The 18,571-nt window shown below is 62.2% G+C and carries 25 protein-coding genes; 9 read left to right on the top strand and 16 right to left on the bottom strand.

Annotated features, from left to right (window positions below; translation table 11 throughout):
- Positions 1-9 precede the first annotated feature (9 nt).
- Complete coding sequence (locus tag AB6Q56_RS19065) at positions 10-1,191, top strand: DUF1615 domain-containing protein (RefSeq protein ID WP_434514607.1); 1,182 nt, start codon at positions 10-12, stop codon at positions 1,189-1,191.
- A 25-nt stretch (positions 1,192-1,216) separates the two neighbouring features.
- Here AB6Q56_RS19065 and AB6Q56_RS19060 read toward each other — a convergent pair whose 3' ends face one another.
- From AB6Q56_RS19060 to AB6Q56_RS19030, 7 genes are all read right to left on the bottom strand, one after another.
- Entirely contained in the window at positions 1,217-1,663 is a 447-nt protein-coding gene (locus tag AB6Q56_RS19060) for a hypothetical protein (RefSeq protein WP_434514606.1), read from the bottom strand.
- Between the two features lie 142 nt (positions 1,664-1,805).
- Positions 1,806-2,168, bottom strand: coding sequence for a DUF1801 domain-containing protein (locus AB6Q56_RS19055; protein WP_434514605.1), 363 nt, complete (start codon positions 2,166-2,168; stop codon positions 1,806-1,808).
- A gap of 437 nt (positions 2,169-2,605) precedes the next feature.
- Positions 2,606-3,732, bottom strand: a protein-coding gene (locus tag AB6Q56_RS19050; protein WP_374755713.1) for an IS3 family transposase whose coding sequence is annotated in 2 segments (ribosomal slippage) — positions 2,606-3,474 and positions 3,474-3,732 — 1,128 coding nt in all. Because the reading frame shifts where the segments join, the coding sequence is not laid out codon by codon here.
- Positions 3,733-3,819: 87 nt separating this feature from the next.
- Positions 3,820-4,029, bottom strand: coding sequence for a hypothetical protein (locus AB6Q56_RS19045; protein ID WP_434514604.1), 210 nt, complete (start codon positions 4,027-4,029; stop codon positions 3,820-3,822).
- Positions 4,030-4,120: 91 nt separating this feature from the next.
- On the bottom strand, positions 4,121-4,540 hold the full coding sequence (locus AB6Q56_RS19040; RefSeq protein WP_434514603.1) for a hypothetical protein: 420 nt from the start codon (positions 4,538-4,540) through the stop codon (positions 4,121-4,123).
- Between the two features lie 90 nt (positions 4,541-4,630).
- On the bottom strand, positions 4,631-5,047 hold the full coding sequence (locus AB6Q56_RS19035) for a hypothetical protein (protein ID WP_434514602.1): 417 nt from the start codon (positions 5,045-5,047) through the stop codon (positions 4,631-4,633).
- A gap of 135 nt (positions 5,048-5,182) precedes the next feature.
- Entirely contained in the window at positions 5,183-5,458 is a 276-nt protein-coding gene (locus tag AB6Q56_RS19030; protein ID WP_434514601.1) for a hypothetical protein, read from the bottom strand.
- Positions 5,459-5,499: 41 nt separating this feature from the next.
- Here AB6Q56_RS19030 and AB6Q56_RS19025 point away from each other — a divergent pair.
- A protein-coding gene (locus tag AB6Q56_RS19025; protein ID WP_434517116.1) for an IS3 family transposase occupies positions 5,500-6,620 on the top strand; the annotation gives its coding sequence in 2 pieces (ribosomal slippage) (positions 5,500-5,749 and positions 5,749-6,620; 1,122 coding nt in all).
- Between the two features lie 56 nt (positions 6,621-6,676).
- Here AB6Q56_RS19025 and AB6Q56_RS19020 read toward each other — a convergent pair.
- The 3 genes from AB6Q56_RS19020 to AB6Q56_RS19010 form a co-directional block, all read right to left on the bottom strand.
- Positions 6,677-6,940, bottom strand: a complete 264-nt coding sequence (locus AB6Q56_RS19020) for a hypothetical protein (protein ID WP_434514600.1) — start codon at positions 6,938-6,940, stop codon at positions 6,677-6,679.
- Between the two features lie 24 nt (positions 6,941-6,964).
- Entirely contained in the window at positions 6,965-7,180 is a 216-nt protein-coding gene (locus AB6Q56_RS19015) for a hypothetical protein (RefSeq protein ID WP_434514599.1), read from the bottom strand.
- A 376-nt stretch (positions 7,181-7,556) separates the two neighbouring features.
- On the bottom strand, positions 7,557-8,681 hold the full coding sequence (locus AB6Q56_RS19010) for an ABC transporter substrate-binding protein (RefSeq protein ID WP_434514598.1): 1,125 nt from the start codon (positions 8,679-8,681) through the stop codon (positions 7,557-7,559).
- Between the two features lie 138 nt (positions 8,682-8,819).
- On the opposite strand from AB6Q56_RS19010, the gene AB6Q56_RS19005 reads away from it, so the two are divergent.
- From AB6Q56_RS19005 to AB6Q56_RS18975, 7 genes are all read left to right on the top strand, one after another.
- Positions 8,820-10,022, top strand: a complete 1,203-nt coding sequence (locus tag AB6Q56_RS19005; RefSeq protein ID WP_434514597.1) for a beta-ketoacyl-[acyl-carrier-protein] synthase family protein — start codon at positions 8,820-8,822, stop codon at positions 10,020-10,022.
- Complete coding sequence (locus tag AB6Q56_RS19000) at positions 10,019-10,819, top strand: beta-ketoacyl synthase chain length factor (protein ID WP_434514596.1); 801 nt, start codon at positions 10,019-10,021, stop codon at positions 10,817-10,819. Before AB6Q56_RS19005 ends, AB6Q56_RS19000 begins: the two co-directional genes overlap by 4 nt.
- Positions 10,813-11,262 (top strand): 3-hydroxylacyl-ACP dehydratase, encoded by a 450-nt coding sequence (locus AB6Q56_RS18995; RefSeq protein ID WP_434514595.1) that lies wholly within the window; start codon positions 10,813-10,815, stop codon positions 11,260-11,262. Before AB6Q56_RS19000 ends, AB6Q56_RS18995 begins: the two co-directional genes overlap by 7 nt.
- Complete coding sequence (gene fabG / locus AB6Q56_RS18990; RefSeq protein WP_434514594.1) at positions 11,259-11,978, top strand: 3-oxoacyl-ACP reductase FabG; 720 nt, start codon at positions 11,259-11,261, stop codon at positions 11,976-11,978. The genes AB6Q56_RS18995 and fabG overlap by 4 nt, the downstream gene beginning before the upstream one ends.
- Before the next feature lie 72 nt (positions 11,979-12,050).
- Entirely contained in the window at positions 12,051-12,374 is a 324-nt protein-coding gene (locus tag AB6Q56_RS18985) for a hypothetical protein (protein ID WP_434514593.1), read from the top strand.
- Between the two features lie 9 nt (positions 12,375-12,383).
- The gene (locus AB6Q56_RS18980; protein WP_434514592.1) at positions 12,384-13,079 is read left to right on the top strand and encodes a J domain-containing protein; all 696 of its coding nucleotides are present in this window, start codon (positions 12,384-12,386) and stop codon (positions 13,077-13,079) included.
- 84 nt (positions 13,080-13,163) lie between these two features.
- Entirely contained in the window at positions 13,164-13,412 is a 249-nt protein-coding gene (locus AB6Q56_RS18975) for a hypothetical protein (RefSeq protein WP_434514591.1), read from the top strand.
- Positions 13,413-13,427: 15 nt separating this feature from the next.
- Here the strand turns inward: AB6Q56_RS18975 and AB6Q56_RS18970 are convergent, their stop codons facing one another.
- From AB6Q56_RS18970 to AB6Q56_RS18945, 6 genes are read right to left on the bottom strand one after another with little or no spacing between them, the layout of a single operon-like run.
- Positions 13,428-13,757, bottom strand: a complete 330-nt coding sequence (locus AB6Q56_RS18970; RefSeq protein ID WP_434514590.1) for a thioredoxin family protein — start codon at positions 13,755-13,757, stop codon at positions 13,428-13,430.
- Positions 13,758-13,767: 10 nt separating this feature from the next.
- Entirely contained in the window at positions 13,768-14,967 is a 1,200-nt protein-coding gene (locus AB6Q56_RS18965; protein WP_434514589.1) for a cation:proton antiporter, read from the bottom strand.
- Positions 14,968-14,974: 7 nt separating this feature from the next.
- Complete coding sequence (locus tag AB6Q56_RS18960) at positions 14,975-16,135, bottom strand: HPP family protein (protein ID WP_434514588.1); 1,161 nt, start codon at positions 16,133-16,135, stop codon at positions 14,975-14,977.
- Between the two features lie 36 nt (positions 16,136-16,171).
- Positions 16,172-16,930 carry a glycosyltransferase family 2 protein gene (locus tag AB6Q56_RS18955; protein ID WP_434514587.1) on the bottom strand — a complete coding sequence of 253 codons (759 nt, stop codon included), beginning with the start codon at positions 16,928-16,930 and terminating at the stop codon, positions 16,172-16,174.
- Between the two features lie 8 nt (positions 16,931-16,938).
- Positions 16,939-17,730 (bottom strand): lysophospholipid acyltransferase family protein, encoded by a 792-nt coding sequence (locus AB6Q56_RS18950; protein ID WP_434514586.1) that lies wholly within the window; start codon positions 17,728-17,730, stop codon positions 16,939-16,941.
- A complete protein-coding gene (locus AB6Q56_RS18945; RefSeq protein ID WP_434514585.1) occupies positions 17,723-18,571 on the bottom strand; it encodes a MipA/OmpV family protein in 849 nt (282 codons plus the stop codon). Before AB6Q56_RS18945 ends, AB6Q56_RS18950 begins: the two co-directional genes overlap by 8 nt.

Genomic DNA, 18,571 nt, shown 5'->3' with positions numbered 1-18,571 from the left:
CGCCACGCCATGTTCCCCGCCTATCGCCTCGCGCTCCCGGCTGTTGCGTTGCTCGCCACCCTGGCCGGCTGCTCGACCTTCGACGAAGGCGAGGGCGATGGCCCGGCACTACCGCCCGACATGGCCCGCCGCGCCGACGGCAAGACCGCCACCGCCTGGCCCACCTCACTGGGCGACGCCGAAGTCCGCAAGCGCATCGCCCAGTTGCTGCCCGGCTACGTGAAAGACAGGGCGGGCTGGGCCGAAGACCTGCATACCGCCTTCAAGACGCTGGCTGTGCCGCACGCCGCGCAGACCTACTGCAGCGTCATGGCCGTCATTGAGCAGGAATCGAGCTTCCAGGCCGACCCGGTGGTGCCCGGCCTGCCCGGCATCGTACGCAAGGAGCTGGAAACGCGGGCCGGACGCTACGGCGTACCGTCGCTGATCATCACCGCCGCGCTGAGCAAGAGTTCGCCCGACGGCAAGAGCTACAACGAGCGCATCGATGCCCTGAAAACCGAAAAGCAGCTCAACACCCTGTTCGAAGACATGATCGGCGAGCTGCCCTTCGGTCGCCAGCTGTTCGCCGACTACAACCCGGTACGCACCGGCGGCCCGATGCAGGTCAGCATCGAATTCGCCAACCAGCACGTCAAGGAACGCAACTACCCGTACCCGATCGCCCGGAAGCTGCGCGACGAGGTGTTCACCCGGCGTGGCGGCGTCTACTTCGGCAGCGCCATCCTGCTCGATTACGAAGTCCCCTACGACCAGGTCGTCTATCGCTTCGCCGACTTCAACGCCGGCCGCTACAGCAGCCGCAACGCTGCCTTCCAGCTGGCGCTCGCCCGCATCAGTGGCAAGCCGCTGGCGCCGGATGGCGACCTGCTGCGCTACGAAAACGGCCTGCCGGCCAACGTCGCGAGCAGTGTCGAGGATGCCGCGCTGAGCATCGCCTACAAGCTGGACATGAGCCGCCCGCAGATTCGCCGCGACCTGCTGCTGGAAAAGACCGCTTCCTTCAGCCGCAGCCCGCTATTCACCCGCGTCTTCGAACTCGCCGACAAGCAGGGCAAGCCCATGCCCCGCCAGGCCATGCCGCAGATCGACCTGAAAAGCCCGAAGATCACCCGCAAGCTGACCACCGAATGGTTCGCCAAGCGGGTGGAAGGCCGCTACAAAACCTGCCTGGCACGCGGCGCGTCGTAGGGCAGGCTGCTCCGCCGCGAGCGCCTCAGCGGCTCGGAACGGCCGCCTCGATCTTTCGGCGGTCCAGATACCTCTCGAAAGTACTGAACGAGGCCGTCACCTCGGGGTTGGACATCAGCTCCTGCATCGCCAGCCCGCCCAGCGCGCGAAACGCCGTCTGCATGGCCACCTGCCCCTCGTTCCGTATCGCGGCCTGCGCCTGCTTCGCACAATCTTCGCTCAGCAAGCGGGTAACCAGCACCCCCATGGTATTCGACGTCTGGTCGCGCACCTTGTCCGTCACCACGGCAAACTCGCGAATCTCCGGGTGCGTCGACATGGCCGCGAACACCCACTTGGCGAGGTTCTTGCGGTCCTTGCCGCTGGTGTTGTCGGTCAGGCAGCTGGTCAGCGCAACGGCATCCGGGCCGGCCAGCGCGGGCAGGGTGGTGAAGAGCGTGCATAAGGCAATGGCGAGGGATTTTTTGTTCATGGTGTCGTAAAAGTAAGGAAAAAAGAATCAGGCAGACGGCAGCACACTCGTAGCGTTAACGATGGGCTCCAGGAATAGGGGCCGTTTCGCCAAACCAGGTTTTCCCACAGCCTCAAGGCCCGGTGGACTCATGGATTGGGTCTCATGGCTTGGAGGATGCCTGGAGCGCCAGGGCCAGATACTCGCGCACATGCTTCCCTACGATATCCCCGGCCGACAAAAGCTTGATATGGCGGCGCAACTTGCCTTCACCCTCAAGCACCCTGTATTCGTCCGGCAAGGATGCGCCCGCGCCAAACTCCAGCGAAACGTGCCTGGCGTAGGAGAAAACGCCACAGAAAGGCTGCCCCGCTGAAGCAAACAAGATACCGCCATACTTCACCTCCTCGGAGATGGAAGGCGCCAAACCCAGGATAATTTCCCGTAGCGACTGAACCAGCTCGAATCGGGCTTGATCGAGGAAGCGTATGTCTTCGAGAAGGTTGGCGATGCGCTCGGCAGGCATGGCGTCAGGACTTGTAGTATGGCTTGAACTCGGCGCTGGGCTCTCGCTCCGAGTAAATGTAGAGAACAACGCCATTGGGGTCCTGGACGGCGAAGCCACGATCGCCCCACGGGTGGTCTTAGAGTGGCATGACCGGAACCAGCCCCGCTGCGGTAAGCAATAGGAACTCGGCATCGACATCGGGTACGCTGAAGCTGTACGTCAAGCCGACAGGATTGCAGGCCGGCTGATCCGGCTGTGGCGCCATGAACTGAAGCGATGCGCCTTTTCCAAATTCGAGGTTGACGTACCAACCGCAGTCGAACGTAACCTTTGCGCCCAAATACTTGACGTAGAAACTACGGGATTCCTCAACTTTCGTTGTGGTGATGCAGGGAGAGAGGTGGCCCCGCGCAGTTGGACAGAAATTTGGTTTTCTTAAGTGAGTTCTCTGCGGGTTAAGCCGCTGCGGCGAGCAGCGGCTGGTTGAAGTAAGCCGTATCCGGGGTTTGCCCGTCAAGCGTTGAGTGCGGGCGACGACGATTGTAAAAATCGAAGTAGCGGGCCAGCGCCTGTCGGACCTCGGAAACGGTGTCGTAGCCGTGCAGGTAAATCTCCTCGTACTTGACCGATTTCCAGAGGCGTTCGACGAATACGTTATCGCGCCAGCAGCCCTTGCCATCCATGCTGACCTGAATGCTGTGCTCCTGAAGCAAGCCAATGAAGGCCGAACTGGTGAATTGGCTGCCCTGGTCTGTGTTCATGATTTCCGGTCGGCCATACTTCATGATGGCCTCTTCCAGAGCATCGACGCAGGGATCAGCCGTCAGGCTGTTCGACAGGCGCCAACTCAGCACCCGACGGGTTGCCCAATCAAGCACCGCGCTCAGATAGACGAAGCCCCGGCGCATCGGGATGTAGGTCGTATCCATGGCCCAGACCTGATTCGGACGCTCGATGGCAAGGCCGCGCAGCAGGTAGGGATAGATGCGGTGTGCCTGGTTGCGCCGACTGGTGTTGGCCTTGCGGTAGATGGCCTGGATATCGAGCTTCTTCATCAGCGTACCGACATGTTTGCGACCGATTTCATGGCCTTCGAGCTTGAGCATATCGCGCAACATCCGCGCACCGGCAAAGGGATGCTCCAGGTGCAGTTCATCAATCCGCCGCATCAGCATCAAATCGATTTCGGATGTGGGCTGCGGCTGGTAATAGACAGAAGAACGCGAAAGCTCAAGTAACTGGACTTGCCTGACGACAGGCAGATCGTGGGCCTTGTCGATCATCGTTTTGCGCTCGCATCGCCGATGCGACCGAGCGCGACGGCCAAAAAATCAATCTCCAACGCCTGCTGGCCTATCTTTGCATGCAAATCCTTCAGGTCCGGCGTGGCCGCCTGCTTCTCGGCAGCCGTCGCAAAGACACCCGAGGCGTTCTCGAGCAATTGTGTCTTCCATTGCGTAATCTGATTCGGATGAACGTCAAACTTCTCTGCTAACGCAGCCAGCGTCTCATCGCCCTTGAGGGCGGCAATCGCCACTTTGGCCTTGAAGGCGGCTGTGTGGTTACGGCGGGGTCTTCTCATTGCTTCTGCTCCTAGGCAGGCGATTTCCATCGCCCATTGAAGCAGAGATTTCACTTAACTCGATGTCCGGATTCGCGGAACCACCTCTCAACTCACATACCCCAACAGAAGCAATTCATCTTCCGCCCAAGTGCCGAATGACTCTTCAAGGAAGGACAGATCGCCATCAGATTTTGGCAGGTGTTGCGCGATCGATGGCAATAGGAAATTCAGAAAGAGCGTTTCCTGATGCTCGGTATGCGTTCGCCAACGGAGCACATCGTCATGAAGATAGCGAACAGTGATCAGGGACGCCATGGGGCTCAACGTGCAAAGTAAATGGCGTGCCGCTTGCTGCACGTCCAAGCACCTGCAAGGCGCGGTTTGACTGGGATGTTGGATGTCACAACTAGAGCCACCACTTATAACGCTGCTTGTTGCTCTGATGAAGTGCAAGATCATCGCGCCAGTCGGCGCGATTTCTTCCTTGGCCGACTATGCCGATGTAGAAGCAAAACAAACCTAGGCTTGCGATAGTGATACCAGCGAATAGATTTGCGCGTGAATGTGCGATTCCCCAGCCGGCCCAGAGAAAAATCACTCCAGCACATACGCCAACGACTCGCCGAAACCATACCCAAAGGGTCGCAAAGAAACGCTCAGATCGGCTCGGCTCAGTGGAGCGATTGCGTGTACCGAAGTACCAAGGAATAGCGGCAAGAGCAGCAATGACTGCAACAGCGGTTACCGTACCGGAAGACACTCCCTGCTTGTACAGGAACAGCAGCCCCGCTAATCCGACAAAGGCGACAAACTCCGTGGTTCTCATGACGCCCAACGTTTGACGTGAGGGGCGGCCGGAGCCGCAGGCGAAGGGAACCGCAAGCGCAGCTTGCGGACGTCCCTCTCGACGGAATTGTTAGGCATATTCTCCCTCCCTGTATGGCAGCGGCCAATGCTCCAGCCCTTCTTTGCCGTACTTGCTCAAGTGTGGGTCTGCGTGCTTCGCAAGAGCCTCAAGTGCTACGCGAGATTCAGAACTACCAATTCGGGCCAACGCATAAGCGCACTTACGCTGAAATGCGTGGAGATTGTCCCACTCAACCAGATATCCGAAGGTTGTTTCCGCTGCCTTGGCAATGGCGTCGGTTGTGCTTGGCTCACCGATAAGACCCAATTCAAAAACGATGTCCTCGTGTGATTCATGCCATTCCGCTAGCAATATTTCTGCGAGAAATGGAGCGCTCTCGCGCTTGCTAACCTTCGCCAAAGCGGGCCACAACGCATCAATGTCTTGCGAGTCAATGGCAGCACGAATTGAGTTGATATCGGACATGGATGCCTAACGTTTGACGTGAGGGGCCGCCGTAGCGGCGAAGCCGCGAAGGAAACCCACAAGCGCAGCTTGTGGGCGGTCCCTCTCGACGGAATTGTTAGGCGAAATTTGCCGCACAGCCTTGGCCTTGCCTCTTTAATTTTGGCTGAGCTGCTTCTTCCCAAGCAGACCCAACTCATGGAATGTTTTATCAAAATCTCGAACTCGGACAGTTTCCGGATACGAGTACTCGGCTTGGAGAAGGACATCTCGCCAATCTGTCCTCGCCAAGGCGATGGCCTTCTTCAGTTTCTCAAGATCGCCTTGAGCCAAATACACCAAAGCCCGGATCAAACGCGGACTAACCAACCCTTTTGATTCTGCATCAAGCTCATCAAGAGCCTGTGAGGTGCCCCCCGTAATCAGTGCCACCGGCAATTTAGTAAAGTCCGTTTTCGAGAAGGAGAATGGACTTGAAGAAGCGGTTTTCAGAAGAGCAGATCATCGGTTTTTTGCAGCAGGCGGAAGCCGGCGTGGCGATCAAGGAACTGTGCCGGCAACACGGCTTCAGTGACGCCTCGTTCTACAACTGGCGGGCGAAATTCGGCGGCATGTCAGTTCCGGATGCGAAGCGCCTGAAGGAACTGGAAGCCGAGAACGCCAAGCTCAAACGCCTACTGGCCGAATCGATCCTTGATGCCGAAGCTCTCAAAGCGGCCTTGGGCCGAAAGCGCTGAGCCCCCAGCAAAAGCGTGAGTCAGTCATGGTGATGCGGAAAGCGACAGCAATTTCCCAACGCCGTGCCTGCCAGCTGGTGGGTTTGTCACGCACGGTCCTGCATTACGTATCGAAGGCGCAGCCGGAGAACGAGCAGTTGCAAGCCAGGCTGGTCGAACTGGCCGGCGAGCGCCGCCGGTTCGGCTATCGCCGCTTGCATGCGCTGGTTCGGCGAGAGGGCGTTCGAGCCAATCACAAACGGATTTATCGGCTCTACAGTGATGCCGGTCTGTCAGTTCGGCGCCGCAAAAAGCGACATGGTGTGGCTGTTGAGCGGCAGGCACTGGAACGCCCTACCGAGCCCAACCAAGTTTGGTCGATGGATTTTGTCAGTGACGCGCTGGCCAATGGCCGCCGGATCAAGGTGCTGACCATCGTCGATGATTTCAGCAAGGAGGCCATCGATCTCGCGGTCGACTTCGGCATTTCAGGCCATTACGTTACGCGTGTTCTTGATCAGGCGGCTCGCTTCCGGGGCTACCCCAAGGCCATTCGAACTGACCAGGGACCAGAATTTACCGGCAAAGCGCTCGACCAGTGGGCCTGCCAGCATGGCGTTCAGCTCAAACTGATCCAGGCCGGGAAACCCACGCAGAACGCGTTCATCGAGAGCTTCAACGGACGCTTCCGAGATGAGTGCCTGAATGACTATTGGTTTACGAGCTTGCCACAGGCTCGTATCCTGATCGCCGCCTGGCGCCGGGACTACAACCAGCATCGGCCGCACAGCGCATTGAATTATCAAACCCCGGCAGAGTTCGCGGCCGAGCATCGGGCAACCACCTCTGCCCAGCCAGCCGCCGAAGAATGTCTTTAACGGTACAACCCAAGGACTTTTACTAAAACGCCCTTGGCACTAAAACCGGGGGCACCTCACAGTGTCTGGATGCCAGTAATGGCATAAAGCATTAGCGCGAGAATTAGAAGTGCTGTAGCTTTTACCCAAGTGGCTGGAAGGTTTGCGCGGCCAACGCGGCTGTAGATGTCATTTACAACACTGTCAAATCCAAGCGATATAACCGTAAGAGCAGCAGAACCCAAAAATGAAATTCCTGGCTTAATCAGTTCCCACAATCCGGATCCGAGGGCACCCAGTACCAAAGTACCCAATATTCCTAAAATGGTTTGTTTCTTCATGGTGGTGTCAGGCTAAAGAGATGGCTAACGTAAAGTCGATGGCGATTTCGCCATCCATTCTGGAAAACCGCCGTCCATCCTGTCCAGCGCTTCAGCTGAAGATGGCCTATTTAAAAGGGTTTTCGGCTGGGTGGACAGATTATTTCCTGGGATGGATGGCACGAAAACATGGCGCGGTGCCAAGATATGCGGCGCAAACGCCGTGTATCCCCGATTCGCGCCGTCTACGCTGGCGAACATGGCGGCTCCAAAGGCACTTGCCGTAAGGTTAAAGATAAATTTCTGTGTTTATGCACCATGTATTTTCGTTGGCAGGTACGGCATGGAAAAAAACCAATCCTCGATCTCGCTTGGGCACGCTCGGGAATGTGATTTGCCATAAGCGCTACAGCATATCGACCGAGCATTGTTATGCCATATCGGTTCGGCGCTCGAGCGCATGAGAGCGGGGCGGCTTCGAGGGCAGTAGCGGGCGCGCCATCGAACAGCGCTGTCAGGAGGATGAGAGGCGGGCTTATCAACCATGCTCATGAGCTTACTGCCGAAGCATGACATGAGCAACAACAGACCCGCCGGTCATTCCTGGCGGGTCTGTTAAGGGTGAAACGTCGATCGCTCAGCGCATCAGCCGTCCGGAACTGCCGACGATGGTGACTTCGACGAAGTGCGAGCCGAGGCGATTCTTGCTGTAGTCCACGATGAAGTTGCCGACGTCGTATTTCTGCAGGCTGGCGAGAGCGGTGACCAGTTTGTCACGGGTGAGTTGCGGGCCCACCCGGCGCAGGCCTTCGGTCATGACCTTGGCAGCGATATAGCCTTCGAGGACGGTGTAGGTCGGACCGCTCTTCGGGGCGAATTCGGCCGGCAGGGCCTGGAATTCGCGGACGATGGTGGTGACGCCGCTCCACGGGTAGGGCACAACCTGGGCGATGGCGATGCCGGCCGCCGACTGGCCCATTTCGGCCTGCAGTGCCTTGTAGCCGACGACCGACAGGGCGAAGAACTGCGATTGCTTGCCGGCCTGACGCATTTCGCGGACGAAGGCGGCGGTCGGCTTGTAGGTGCTGATCATGACGACGCCTTGCGGGTCGGCGGCACCGATGGCCTTGACCGCGTCGCGCACGTCGTTCTTGGTCTTGTCGAAAGTACCGACGGCGACCATTTTCAGGTTGCGCTTGGCGAGGGCCTTTTCAACTCCGGACAGGCCGGATTTGCCGAAGGCGTCGTCCTGGTAGAAGACGGCGATCTTGTTGATGCCCAAGGTAGTCAACTGGTCGATGATCTTTTCGGTTTCGTCGCCATAACTGGCGCGCAGCCAGAAGGTGGTCGGCGATTTCTGGGCACGCAGGTCGTCGGAGCCGGTATAGGGCGCCAGCGAAGGAATGGCCCGTTCGTTGATCAGCGGCAGCAGGGCGCCGTAGTTGGCCGAGCCGAACATGCCGAGGAAGGCAAGAACGTCCTCCTGATCGAGCAGCTTCTTCGCGTTCTCGACGCTGCGCTCGACAACATAGCCGTCATCCAGGGTGACCAGTTCGACGCGGCGCCCGTTGATGCCCCCCTTGGCGTTCAGGGCATTGAAATAGGCGAGCATGCCGTCGCGGTACTCGCTGCCGAGTTCGGCCAGCGGGCCACTCAGCGGCAACGACTGGCCGAGGCGGATCGGCCCGCTCTGGGCTTGGCTGGTCAGCGCGGCCAGCGACAGGGCGGCCAGCGCCAGCCATTGTTTCAGGGTTGCAAACATTTTGTCTCCTCGAATCGTTTTTTTTGAATCCGCAGTCTAGGTCGCACCCCCCGCAAGGCATTGTCATCCGGATGACAAACGGAGGCTTTTCGGGGGCCTCTGCTAAAATCGGCTTTTGCCGATACAGACTGCAAAATCGTGATTCCGCTGCTACTTTCCGCCTATACCGCCACGACCTGTCTCGGGCGCGGCCTGGACGCCACGCGATCAGCCTTGCGCACCGGCCGCAGCGGGCTGGCCCCTTGCGCTTTCGAAACGGTGCAGCTCGACACCTGGCTCGGCGAAGTTGCGAGTGTCGACGACGAAAAACTACCCGCCGCACTGGCTGCCTACGATTGCCGCAACAACCGCCTGACCCGGATGGCGCTGGAGACCGACGGCTTCGCCGACCGCGCGCGCACGGCCATCGCCCGCTACGGCAAGACACGCGTCGGCGTCTTCCTCGGCACCAGCACGGCCGGCATCCTGCAAACCGAACTGGCCTACCGCCGGCGCGATCCGCAAACCGGCGTGCTGCCCGACGATTTTCACTACCGCACGACGCACAACTCCTTCTCGCTGGCCGAATTCACCCGCGACTACTTCGGCCTGGAAGGCATGGCGATGGCCATTTCGACGGCCTGTTCGTCGAGCGCCAAGGTATTCGCCGCCGCCGCCCGCCAGCTCGAACTCGGCACCATCGACGCAGCCATCGTCGGCGGCGTCGATACGCTGTGCCTGACCACGCTGTACGGCTTCGCCTCGTTGCAACTGACCTCGGCCCAGCCGTGCCGCCCCTACGATGCCGAGCGCAACGGCATCTCGGTCGGCGAGGGCGCCGCCTTCGCGCTGCTTGAACGCTGCGACCGGGTTGCCAACACACCGGCCGCCGGATCGGTACTGCTGCTCGGCACTGGCGAATCGAGCGACGCCTACCACATGTCCTCGCCGCACCCGGAAGGGCTGGGCGCCAGGCAGGCCATGGAGGCCGCACTACGCTCGGCCGGCCTGGGCATTACCGATATCGACTACATCAACCTGCACGGCACCGCGACCCCGGCCAACGATGCCGCCGAAGGCAAAGCGGTCGCCGCGCTTTTCGGCCAGACTGTCGCGTGCAGCTCGACCAAGGGCGCCACCGGCCACACGCTGGGCGCCGCCGGTGCCGTCGAGGCGATCATCTGCGCGCTGGCGATCACCGACGGCTTCCTGCCCGGCAGCCCAGGTACGCAGAACCTCGACCCGGTCATCCCGATCGATTACCTGAAGCAGGGCAGACCCGGCACCGTGCGCCGCGCCCTGACCAATTCCTTCGGCTTCGGCGGCAGCAACTGCAGCCTGATCCTCGGAGTCGCCCCATGACTACCCCCCTGACTGCCTGGATCGAAGGCATCGGCTTCCTCGCCCCCGGCCTGCCGGATTGGCAGACCGCCCGCGCCGTGCTGCGCGGCGAGCAGCCCTACGAAAATGCGCCGTCGATACTGCCCGCACCGGCCATCCTGCCGCCGGCCGAACGCCGCCGGGCCAGCCGCGTCGTCAAGCTGACGCTGGCCATCGGCCTCGAAGCCGCCGCGCATGCCGGCGCCGATGTGGCACAACTGGCCACCGTGTTTTCCGCTTCCGGCGCCGACGGCCACAACTGCCACGCCCTGTGCGAGCAGCTGGCCGGCGAGGATCGCCAGATTTCGCCGACCCGCTTCCACAATTCCGTCCATAATGCCGCCGCCGGCTACTGGGGTATCGCCACCGGAGCCATGGCGCCGTGCCAGGTTCTCTGCGCCTACGACGCCAGCTTCGGCGCCGGGCTGATCGACGCCTTGGGCCAGGTCGTCCTCGACCGCCAGGCGACACTGCTCATCGCCTACGACAGCGAGTACCCGGAGCCGCTGTTCGCCAAGCGCCCGGTGCCGGACGTGGCAGGGGTCGGGCTGCTGCTGACCCCGGAACGCACGGAACGCTCGCTGGCCCGGATCACCATCTCGCCCACCGCGTCCGCCGCCGAACCTCTGGCCGATACCGCGCTGGAAATCCTGCGTACCGCCATCCCGGCCATGCGCGCCTTGCCGCTGCTACGCCGCCTGGCGCTGGGCGAGGCTGGGGATATCTGCCTCGACTACCTGCCGCCGATGCAACTGGGCGCCGCCATTCAGCCGTGCTAGACCGCGCCTGGATCGCCGCCCACATCCCGCACCAGGGCGACATGTGCCTGCTCGATGCGGTGCATGACTGGTCGGCCGAGGCTATCACCTGCGCGGCGACCAGCCACACCGACCCGGCCAACCCGCTGCGTACCGGAGGTCGCCTCGGTGCTGCCAACGGCATCGAGTACGCGGCCCAGGCCATGGCCATCCACGGTGCATTGCTCGCGGGAAGCGAGGGCCAGCCGCGCCAGGGCTACCTGACCAGCGTGCGCGGCGTGACCCTGCACGCTGCCCGCCTCGACAACCTGCCGGGACCATTGACGGTTCGTGCCGAGCGCCTGTCCGGCGACGCCAACAACATCCTCTACCAGTTTGCCGTCAGCCACGCCGACCGCTGCCTGCTCGAAGGCCGCGCCGCCGTGGTCATCGACGCCAGTGTTTTGAGCAAGGAACAGCCATGAAACGCGCCCTCGTCACCGGCGGCAGCGGCGGCATCGGGGCCGCCATCAGCCGGCGCCTCGCCGCCGACGGCCACCACGTCATCGTCCACGCCAACCGCAGCCTGGACAAGGCCGAAGCCGTCGTCGCCGCCATCCACGCCGCCGGCGGTAGCGCCGAGGCTGTTGCCTTCGACGTCACCGATCGCGCCGCCACGGCTACGTCACTGGAAAAACTGCTTGAAGCCGGCCCTATCCAGATTCTGATCAACAACGCCGGCATTCATGCCGATGCGGTCTTCCCCGGCATGTCTGGCGAACAGTGGGATTCGGTCATCGCCGTGTCGCTGAACGGCTTCTACAACGTCACGCAGCCGCTGACCCTGCCGATGATCCGCACCCGCTGGGGCCGCATCGTCACCATTTCGTCCGTAGCCGGTATCGCCGGCAATCGCGGCCAGGTCAATTACTCGGCAGCCAAGGGCGCGCTGCACGCCGCCAGCAAGTCGCTGGCGCTGGAGCTGGCCAGTCGTGGCATTACGGTCAACGCCGTGGCCCCCGGCATCATCGCCACCGACATGATCGAAGGCGCCTTCGACGCCGATACCATCAAGCAGCTGGTACCGATGAAACGCGCCGGCAAGCCGGAGGAAGTCGCCGACCTCGTCGCCTTTCTCGCCTCGGACAGCGCGGCCTATATCTCGGGGCAAATCGTGTCGATCAATGGCGGGATGGTCTGAGCGCGCACCGTATTTACACGGAATTATTCAATCCCTAGAATGCGCCGGTAACTCTGGGGGAAACACAAAATAATGAATGCCGGAAAATGGCTGACAGGATCGGCGCTGCTGATCGCTTGTTCGGGCAGCGTCATCGCCGAAACCTATAAATGCACGCAGAACGGTAAAACACTGATCTCCGATGCCCCGTGCGCGCCCAACGCCAACCGCGTCGACCAGCAGCACGACAAGGTCGATCGCAGCCAGCAACGGCAAGCCGAATCGACGCATGTCCGCAACAGCGCGCAGCTGAACGAGCTGGAATGGAAGGCCCGGCATGATCGTTCAGTGCCGGGCGGCATACAAATCCTCCCCGGCCCGACCAGTCCCGCCGATACACCGCGTCGCAGCCGTTGAGGATTGAGCATGCAAAAGAACCTCTACGATCTGCTCGAAGTAAGCGCCACAGCCAGCCCGGATAGCATCGCCGCCAGCTACCGCCGCCTGCACGCCCGGTTTGCCGAGTTGCAGGGCGGCAGCGAGGGGGAAGATGCCACCAACCAGCTGATCGCACTCCGCGAAGCCTATTCGACGCTCTCCAATCCCGAACGGCGGGCAGCCTACGACGAAAAACTGGCCTCCCGGGCCATCGCCGAACAGGCGCAGATGAGCGAACCGCGTTCGCATGCCAAGTTGCTGGTGCTGCTCGCCCTGATTGGTGCCTGCGGATTCGGCTACGCTCGCTATCAATCCAACCTGGCACAGCAGGCAGTGCTTGAACGGGAGAAGGCCGCCGCCGAGGTGCGCCTTGCCGAAATCGAGGCGCAACGCGAGCGGGAACGACTGGAACGCGAACGCTACGCCGCCCGCCAAGCTGAAAGCCAGCGCGAGCAGGACGAGCGTCGCGCCCGATACGAGCGGGAACGCGATCAGGAATACGGACGACAGGTATCCCGCGACTTGCAGCGCCAGGAAGCGGCAGCGCAATACGAAAAGCAGCGTGATGAGCAACGCAAGGTGCGCGAGGAACAGCAGCGCCAGAACGAAGCCGAACGCCGACTGGCCCAGGACAAGGCGACCCTGCGCCGGATGGAAGCCGAGAACGCCCGTCGCTATTATTGAAATCCCGAAGTATCCGGGCAAACCGGGGCAGGGGCGGCGGCGTATCTGCTACATTGGCAGCACAACACCGCCACGGAGACGATCATGAGCGAGAAATCCATGCTGACCCTGCACGACGCGGCACTAGCACTGGGCGCTGCAGGCAGTGACCCGCATGCCCTGGAAATCGAGCTGGCGCACGCCATCGAACACGGCGACCTCCGCGCCAACGTCAAGCGCTGGGCAACCGAGCAGTGGGAAAGCAAACAGCTGCCCGGCAACATCAACCGCTTGGAAACCTGGATCGACCGTTCCGAACTCGACGCCTGGCGAAAAAAACGCCAGCCGGCCTGAGCATCGGCCTGATCCTCAGCCGGCCAGCAATCGCCTGAGGGCCGCCGCAACCTCGGCCTCGGCGCTCGGCCGGACCAGCCGTTCGACCTCCTGACCATCGCACAGGAAGATCAGCGTCGGCCACAGTTTGACCCGATACGAGCGCCCGAGGCGACGGCCCGGGCCATCCTCGATCTTGAGGTGGGCCAGATCGGAATGTGCCGTCATGGCGGCGGCAATGGCCGGCTGCGCGGCCTGGCAATGACCGCACCAGTCAGCGCCGAATTCGAGCAACGCCGGGCCGCTGCGGCTATCGATGTCGTCGCGCGAAGGCGCTTGCGCGGAATAGGTCGAAACGTAGACCATGGCTGTCTCCTCAGGCGGCGCGCTGAACCAGCGATTTCATGCGGGCCAGCTGCGGCGCCACCATCGGCACGGTGAGCATGGTGCTGGCCACCGCCATCAGCAGCAGGGCGGTAAAGGTTTCGCTGGTGATGATCTGCTTGTCGAGCAGGATGTTGGCGAAAATGATCATGATCAGCGCCTTGGTCTGCAGCAGCCAGCCGATGATGCGCGCCTCGCCCGGCGCCCAGTTGAGGATGCGGCCAGCGAGACGAACGCCCAGCAGCTTGCCGACGATCGACGCCAGCAGGAGCAGGGCGGCGGCAATGAAGACGGCCGATCCGCCGACATTCCAGTTGGTGCGCAGACCGGTGGACAGGAAGAAGACCGGCATGATGACGAGCAGCACGTGATGGCGCAGCAGGTCCATCTTTTCCTGATCGAACCATGCGGCCTCCATGCTCGCCCCGGCGAGGAAGGCGCCGACCATGAAATGCAGGCCGGCCCAGTCGGCAGCAAAGGAAACGACGGCCAACCAGATCAGCGCGACATACCAGCGGTCGCGCTCAAGCAGGCGCGCCATCAGCTTGTGGAACAGCCAGGCGGCGATGCCGAAGCCGACCAGGAAGGCGCCCTGGCGCCCGATGCGCTCCCAATCCATCAGGATCAAGGCCAGAACGCCCCAGATGGCGATGTCGTCCAGGCTGGCGTAACGCAGGATGCGCTGGCCGATGGGCTGGCGCAACACGTCCAGTTTTTCCATGAGCAGGATCAGGATGGGCAGTGCGGTCACCGCGCAGGCCATGCCGACACCGACGACGAACTGCCAGGTCAGTGCCTTCGGCCCCATCCAACCGTCGAAACCGAGCATCAGCGTTGCCGCCGCGCAGCCGAAGAGCAGCGGGACGCCCAGCGCCAGCCCGGCGGTGATGCCGCTTTCCCGGCGATGCGCCCAAGCCTTTTTCAGGTCGAGCTCGACCCCGGCGATCATCACGAACAGCATGACCGCCCACCAGGCGATGCCGTTCAGTGACTGGATCACGGCCGGATTGAAGACGAAGGCATAGTAGTCGGGGAATGCCTTGCCGAGGATGCCCGGCCCGAGCAGGATGCCGGTGATGATCTGGACGACGACCAGCGGCGCGAAATAGTCGGTCTTGCCGAGGCGCCAGATCAGGTAGGGTACGGTGAAAATGATCGCCATCGCGATCAGGAAAATTTCGCTGGTATTCATGAAATCCTCAGTGGCGGGCAGCCGATGCCGCCTGGCGGTGATAGAACGCCGCCAGTAAATCGGTCTGCGTCAAGACACCGGCCAGGCGCCGCTCGGTATCGACCACCGGCACGATGACCGGATGGTCCTGGCTGGACAGCAGGGACAGCATGTCGCCAAGCGGTGTTGAAACCGATGCCGTAGCGAAGCGCAGGCTCATGATCTGGCCAACTACTTCCGGTTTGTCGGAATAGGCGCTCGGCGTCGGCCGCAGTAGCCGACGGATGTTCTCGCCGATGCTCTGGCCGTTGTCGGGAACGACATGGCGCAGGTAGTTCTCCAGGGTCAGTACGCCGATCACCCGGTGGGCCGGATCGACTACCGGCAGGCCGTGCAAGTGATGCTCCTGCATCAGCGCCCAGGCCTCGTTCAATTCGGTGGCAAAGGTGACGGACAAGGCCGGCGTCGACATCACTTCACCGCAGGTCCGCCGTTCGTGCCGGCGATGCGCATGTGCCGTCGCCAGGTCGTAGATGCTGACCAAATCGTCTTCGCTGACATCGAGATAGGTGTCGAGCTTTTCCAGTGCGTACTGCAGATCGTCGTGGCGGATGCTGCGCCGTGGCGGTCTGGTCGTTGCCTGACGCACCGGCACGCATTGTGGATAGCGCCGGCCGGGCAGCAGGTTGTTGATAGCCAGCACGGCAATCAGCGCAGCGACGGTATTGAGCAGCGCGGTGAGCAGCGACACCGTGTGCTGCTGGACGGCAACGGCGAAGACCACGGCCATCGCTCCACCCGGCGGATGCAGGCAGCGGAGCAGGGCGGTTAGCCAGATGGCCAATCCGAGGGCGAGCCCGATCGCCAGCCAGGCCGGCTGTACCCACAGGCCGACACCGTAGCCGACCAGCGCGGAGATGAGCAACCCTCCGGCCAACGACCACGGCTGGGCCAGCGGGCTGTGCGGCAGGGCGAACAGGATCACCGTGCTGGCGCCGAGCGGTGCGAGCAGGTAGGCGACATTCGCCCCGGCCGGCAGCACGGCCAGGATGCCCTGCATGAGCAGGATGCCCAGACAACCGGCCAGCGCGCTGATCCAGCGTTCGCGCGCCGACAGCGGCACGGCATCGGCGATCAGGTAACGGGCGGCAAAACGGCGCAAGGCTTCCATGACTTCGGGGCCCAGCATCAGGGCTGAGTTGCGAACCGGAGGAGATGCATCTCGTCAGGATCTCAGGTAACGGACGAGGAGCATTGGCAGGCGGAGCACGAAGCCGATGAACAGGCGGGTGTGCATCCAGGTCAGCAGCGTGTTGTCGCGCAGGTATTTGAAGTGCGAGACGCCGCCTTCCTCGGCGGACAGATAGCGTACCGGCGCGTCGATGTTGATCGGGCGAACGCCGGCCCAGCAGAGCCGGACCACGGCCTCGGGGTCGAAATCGAAACGGCGCATGAAGCGGTTGGCCCGCATGATCTTGATCAACGGAGCGATGGGATACACGCGAAAACCATACAGCGAATCGCCGATGCCCATCCACAGGGTTTCCAGGTTGGCCCAGCCGTTCGACACCTTGCGGCCATTGACACGCAGGGCCGGGGCCTCGGGACCGAAGACCGGCTTGCCGAGCACCATCTTCTGCGCTTCGGCCTGCGAGGCAGCCATGAAGGCCGGGATCAGGTCCGCCGGGTGCTGGCCGTCGGAATCCATGGTCAGCGCGTGGGTATAACCCTGCGCTGCGGCCCGGCTGATGCCTTCGAGCACCGCCGACCCCTTGCCGCGATTCTCGGGCAGTACGATGACCGTCAGCCCCTCGTCGCCGGCTGCCAGCGCCTGGAGTAGCTCGGCCGTACCGTCGGTACTGCCGTCGACGACGACCCATACCGGCGCCCACTGCGCCCGGGCGGCGCGCACCGTGTCGAGCACCCCGGGGCCGGGGTTGTAGCTGGGAATCAGAACAAGATGGGTCGACGAGGGGGACGGCATGAAAGGACTCAGGCGGATACTTGAACGGAGGAGGCCGGGGAGGCAGCCGTTTTGCCCAGTTCGCTACGGAAATAGGCTTCGATCTCCGCCGTGAAGGTTTGGACATTGCTCGGCGGATCGAAGCGCCGACCCAAACGGATACGGCAACGCAGCGGCAGAGTCGGGCGGCGGAGAAGCGGCCAGGCCTTGCCCAGATAGGGCGTCGAGAATTCGATCAACACGGTCTGCACCGGCACCTTGGCGCGGTTGGCAACCAGGCCGGTGCTCGGCGAGCAGGGATCGAGCGGGAAATTCCCGGTTCGCGTGCCTTCCGGAAAGATCACCAGGCGGGCGCCGTCCTGCAGGGCCTGACGCGAATTGAGGATCATCTCGAGCGGTGCATCGTTGCGAATGTAGCGCGCCAGGCGGGCGGCGGCACCGAACAGCAGGTTGTCCATCAACGAAGCCTTCATGACGCAGACAGCATTGGGCAGGCGGGAAACGATCATCACCGCGTCGAGCAGCGACGGGTGATTGGCAGCAACGATCAACGGCCCGGCATCGCGCAGTTTGTCGAGTTCCTGCAGATCAAAGCGGCAGGCACAAAAGATTTCAAGGATGCGCAGGTAAAAGCGGAAGCCGTTGGAAATGAAGCCGCGCCCGATCGGCTGGCCCCAGGCCTGGGGCAGCAGGGGCTTGAAGATCAGCGCGAAGGGCAACCAGCCGAGGCAGATGAGCGCCAGCGTGCCCAGGCCGACGACCATGGCGAGGGTTTCGTAGGCAATCCACAGCGGATTGCCGGAACGATGGCGATCAGTCATCGACCTTAACGCGGGTCGACGATTCTCCAAGAATCCAGGTGATGGCGATGCCGCCGGCAACATAGTCTTTCTGACGCACCAGCGGGCTGTTTTCAAAAGTAGCGCCGCTCAGGTTGTCATAACGGACGAAGGCGCCGACCCAGTATTTCGGGAAGCGCTTGGAGACGGCAGCCAAATATTGCATGCCGGCATAGCCGGAACCCGCCTCGTAGGCCGGTCGCGCGGCGGTCGCATATTGTGGTGCCACCGCGTAATAGTAGGCGTGCTGGCGCTTGTCGCCGAACAGCGGGCCGGCGAGCAGGCCGAGGTTCCAGCCGGCCATGCCGGGAATGTCGGTGACGTCCACGTTCAGCTTGGGATGAAAAACCCAGCCGATATCCTTGGGCGAGCCCTCGACCGTGAAGGCTGCGCGCAGAGGCAGCAGCAGCTTGACGAAACGGGCCCGGTTCGCCGAGCGCCACAGGGTCAGGTCGATCTGCGGGCCGATCTCGAACGTTGCCTTGAGATCGGGCATGCCGCTGCGTGCGGCGATATCGTCGCTATTCGCCGGCGGCGACAGGGCGGCGGACACCGTCAGGTCGATGCGGTCAGAATCGAAGAAACTGCCGCGGATGCCATGGCGGTCGGCCTTCAGGAAATCGCCGTGATAGGTGAAATGCGGTACCGGCATCAGGAAATTGTTAGTCTGGTCCGAACCACGGTAGGAGGGAAAGCTGAACGCGGCGACGCCGGCGCCCAATTCCCACAGCGGCTTGTCTTCGGCGGCCTGTGCCGTGCCTGCCAGGCCCAGCACGGCCGCAACCGCCCAGTTCCAGTTGCCTGCAAAACGCTTCATGGCCAT

This window comes from Dechloromonas sp. ARDL1, assembly GCF_051122455.1.
Classification (GTDB): Bacteria; Pseudomonadota; Gammaproteobacteria; order Burkholderiales; family Rhodocyclaceae; genus Azonexus.
Note: the sequence above shows the minus strand (reverse complement) of the source record. Positions and strands in the feature narration are given on the sequence as shown.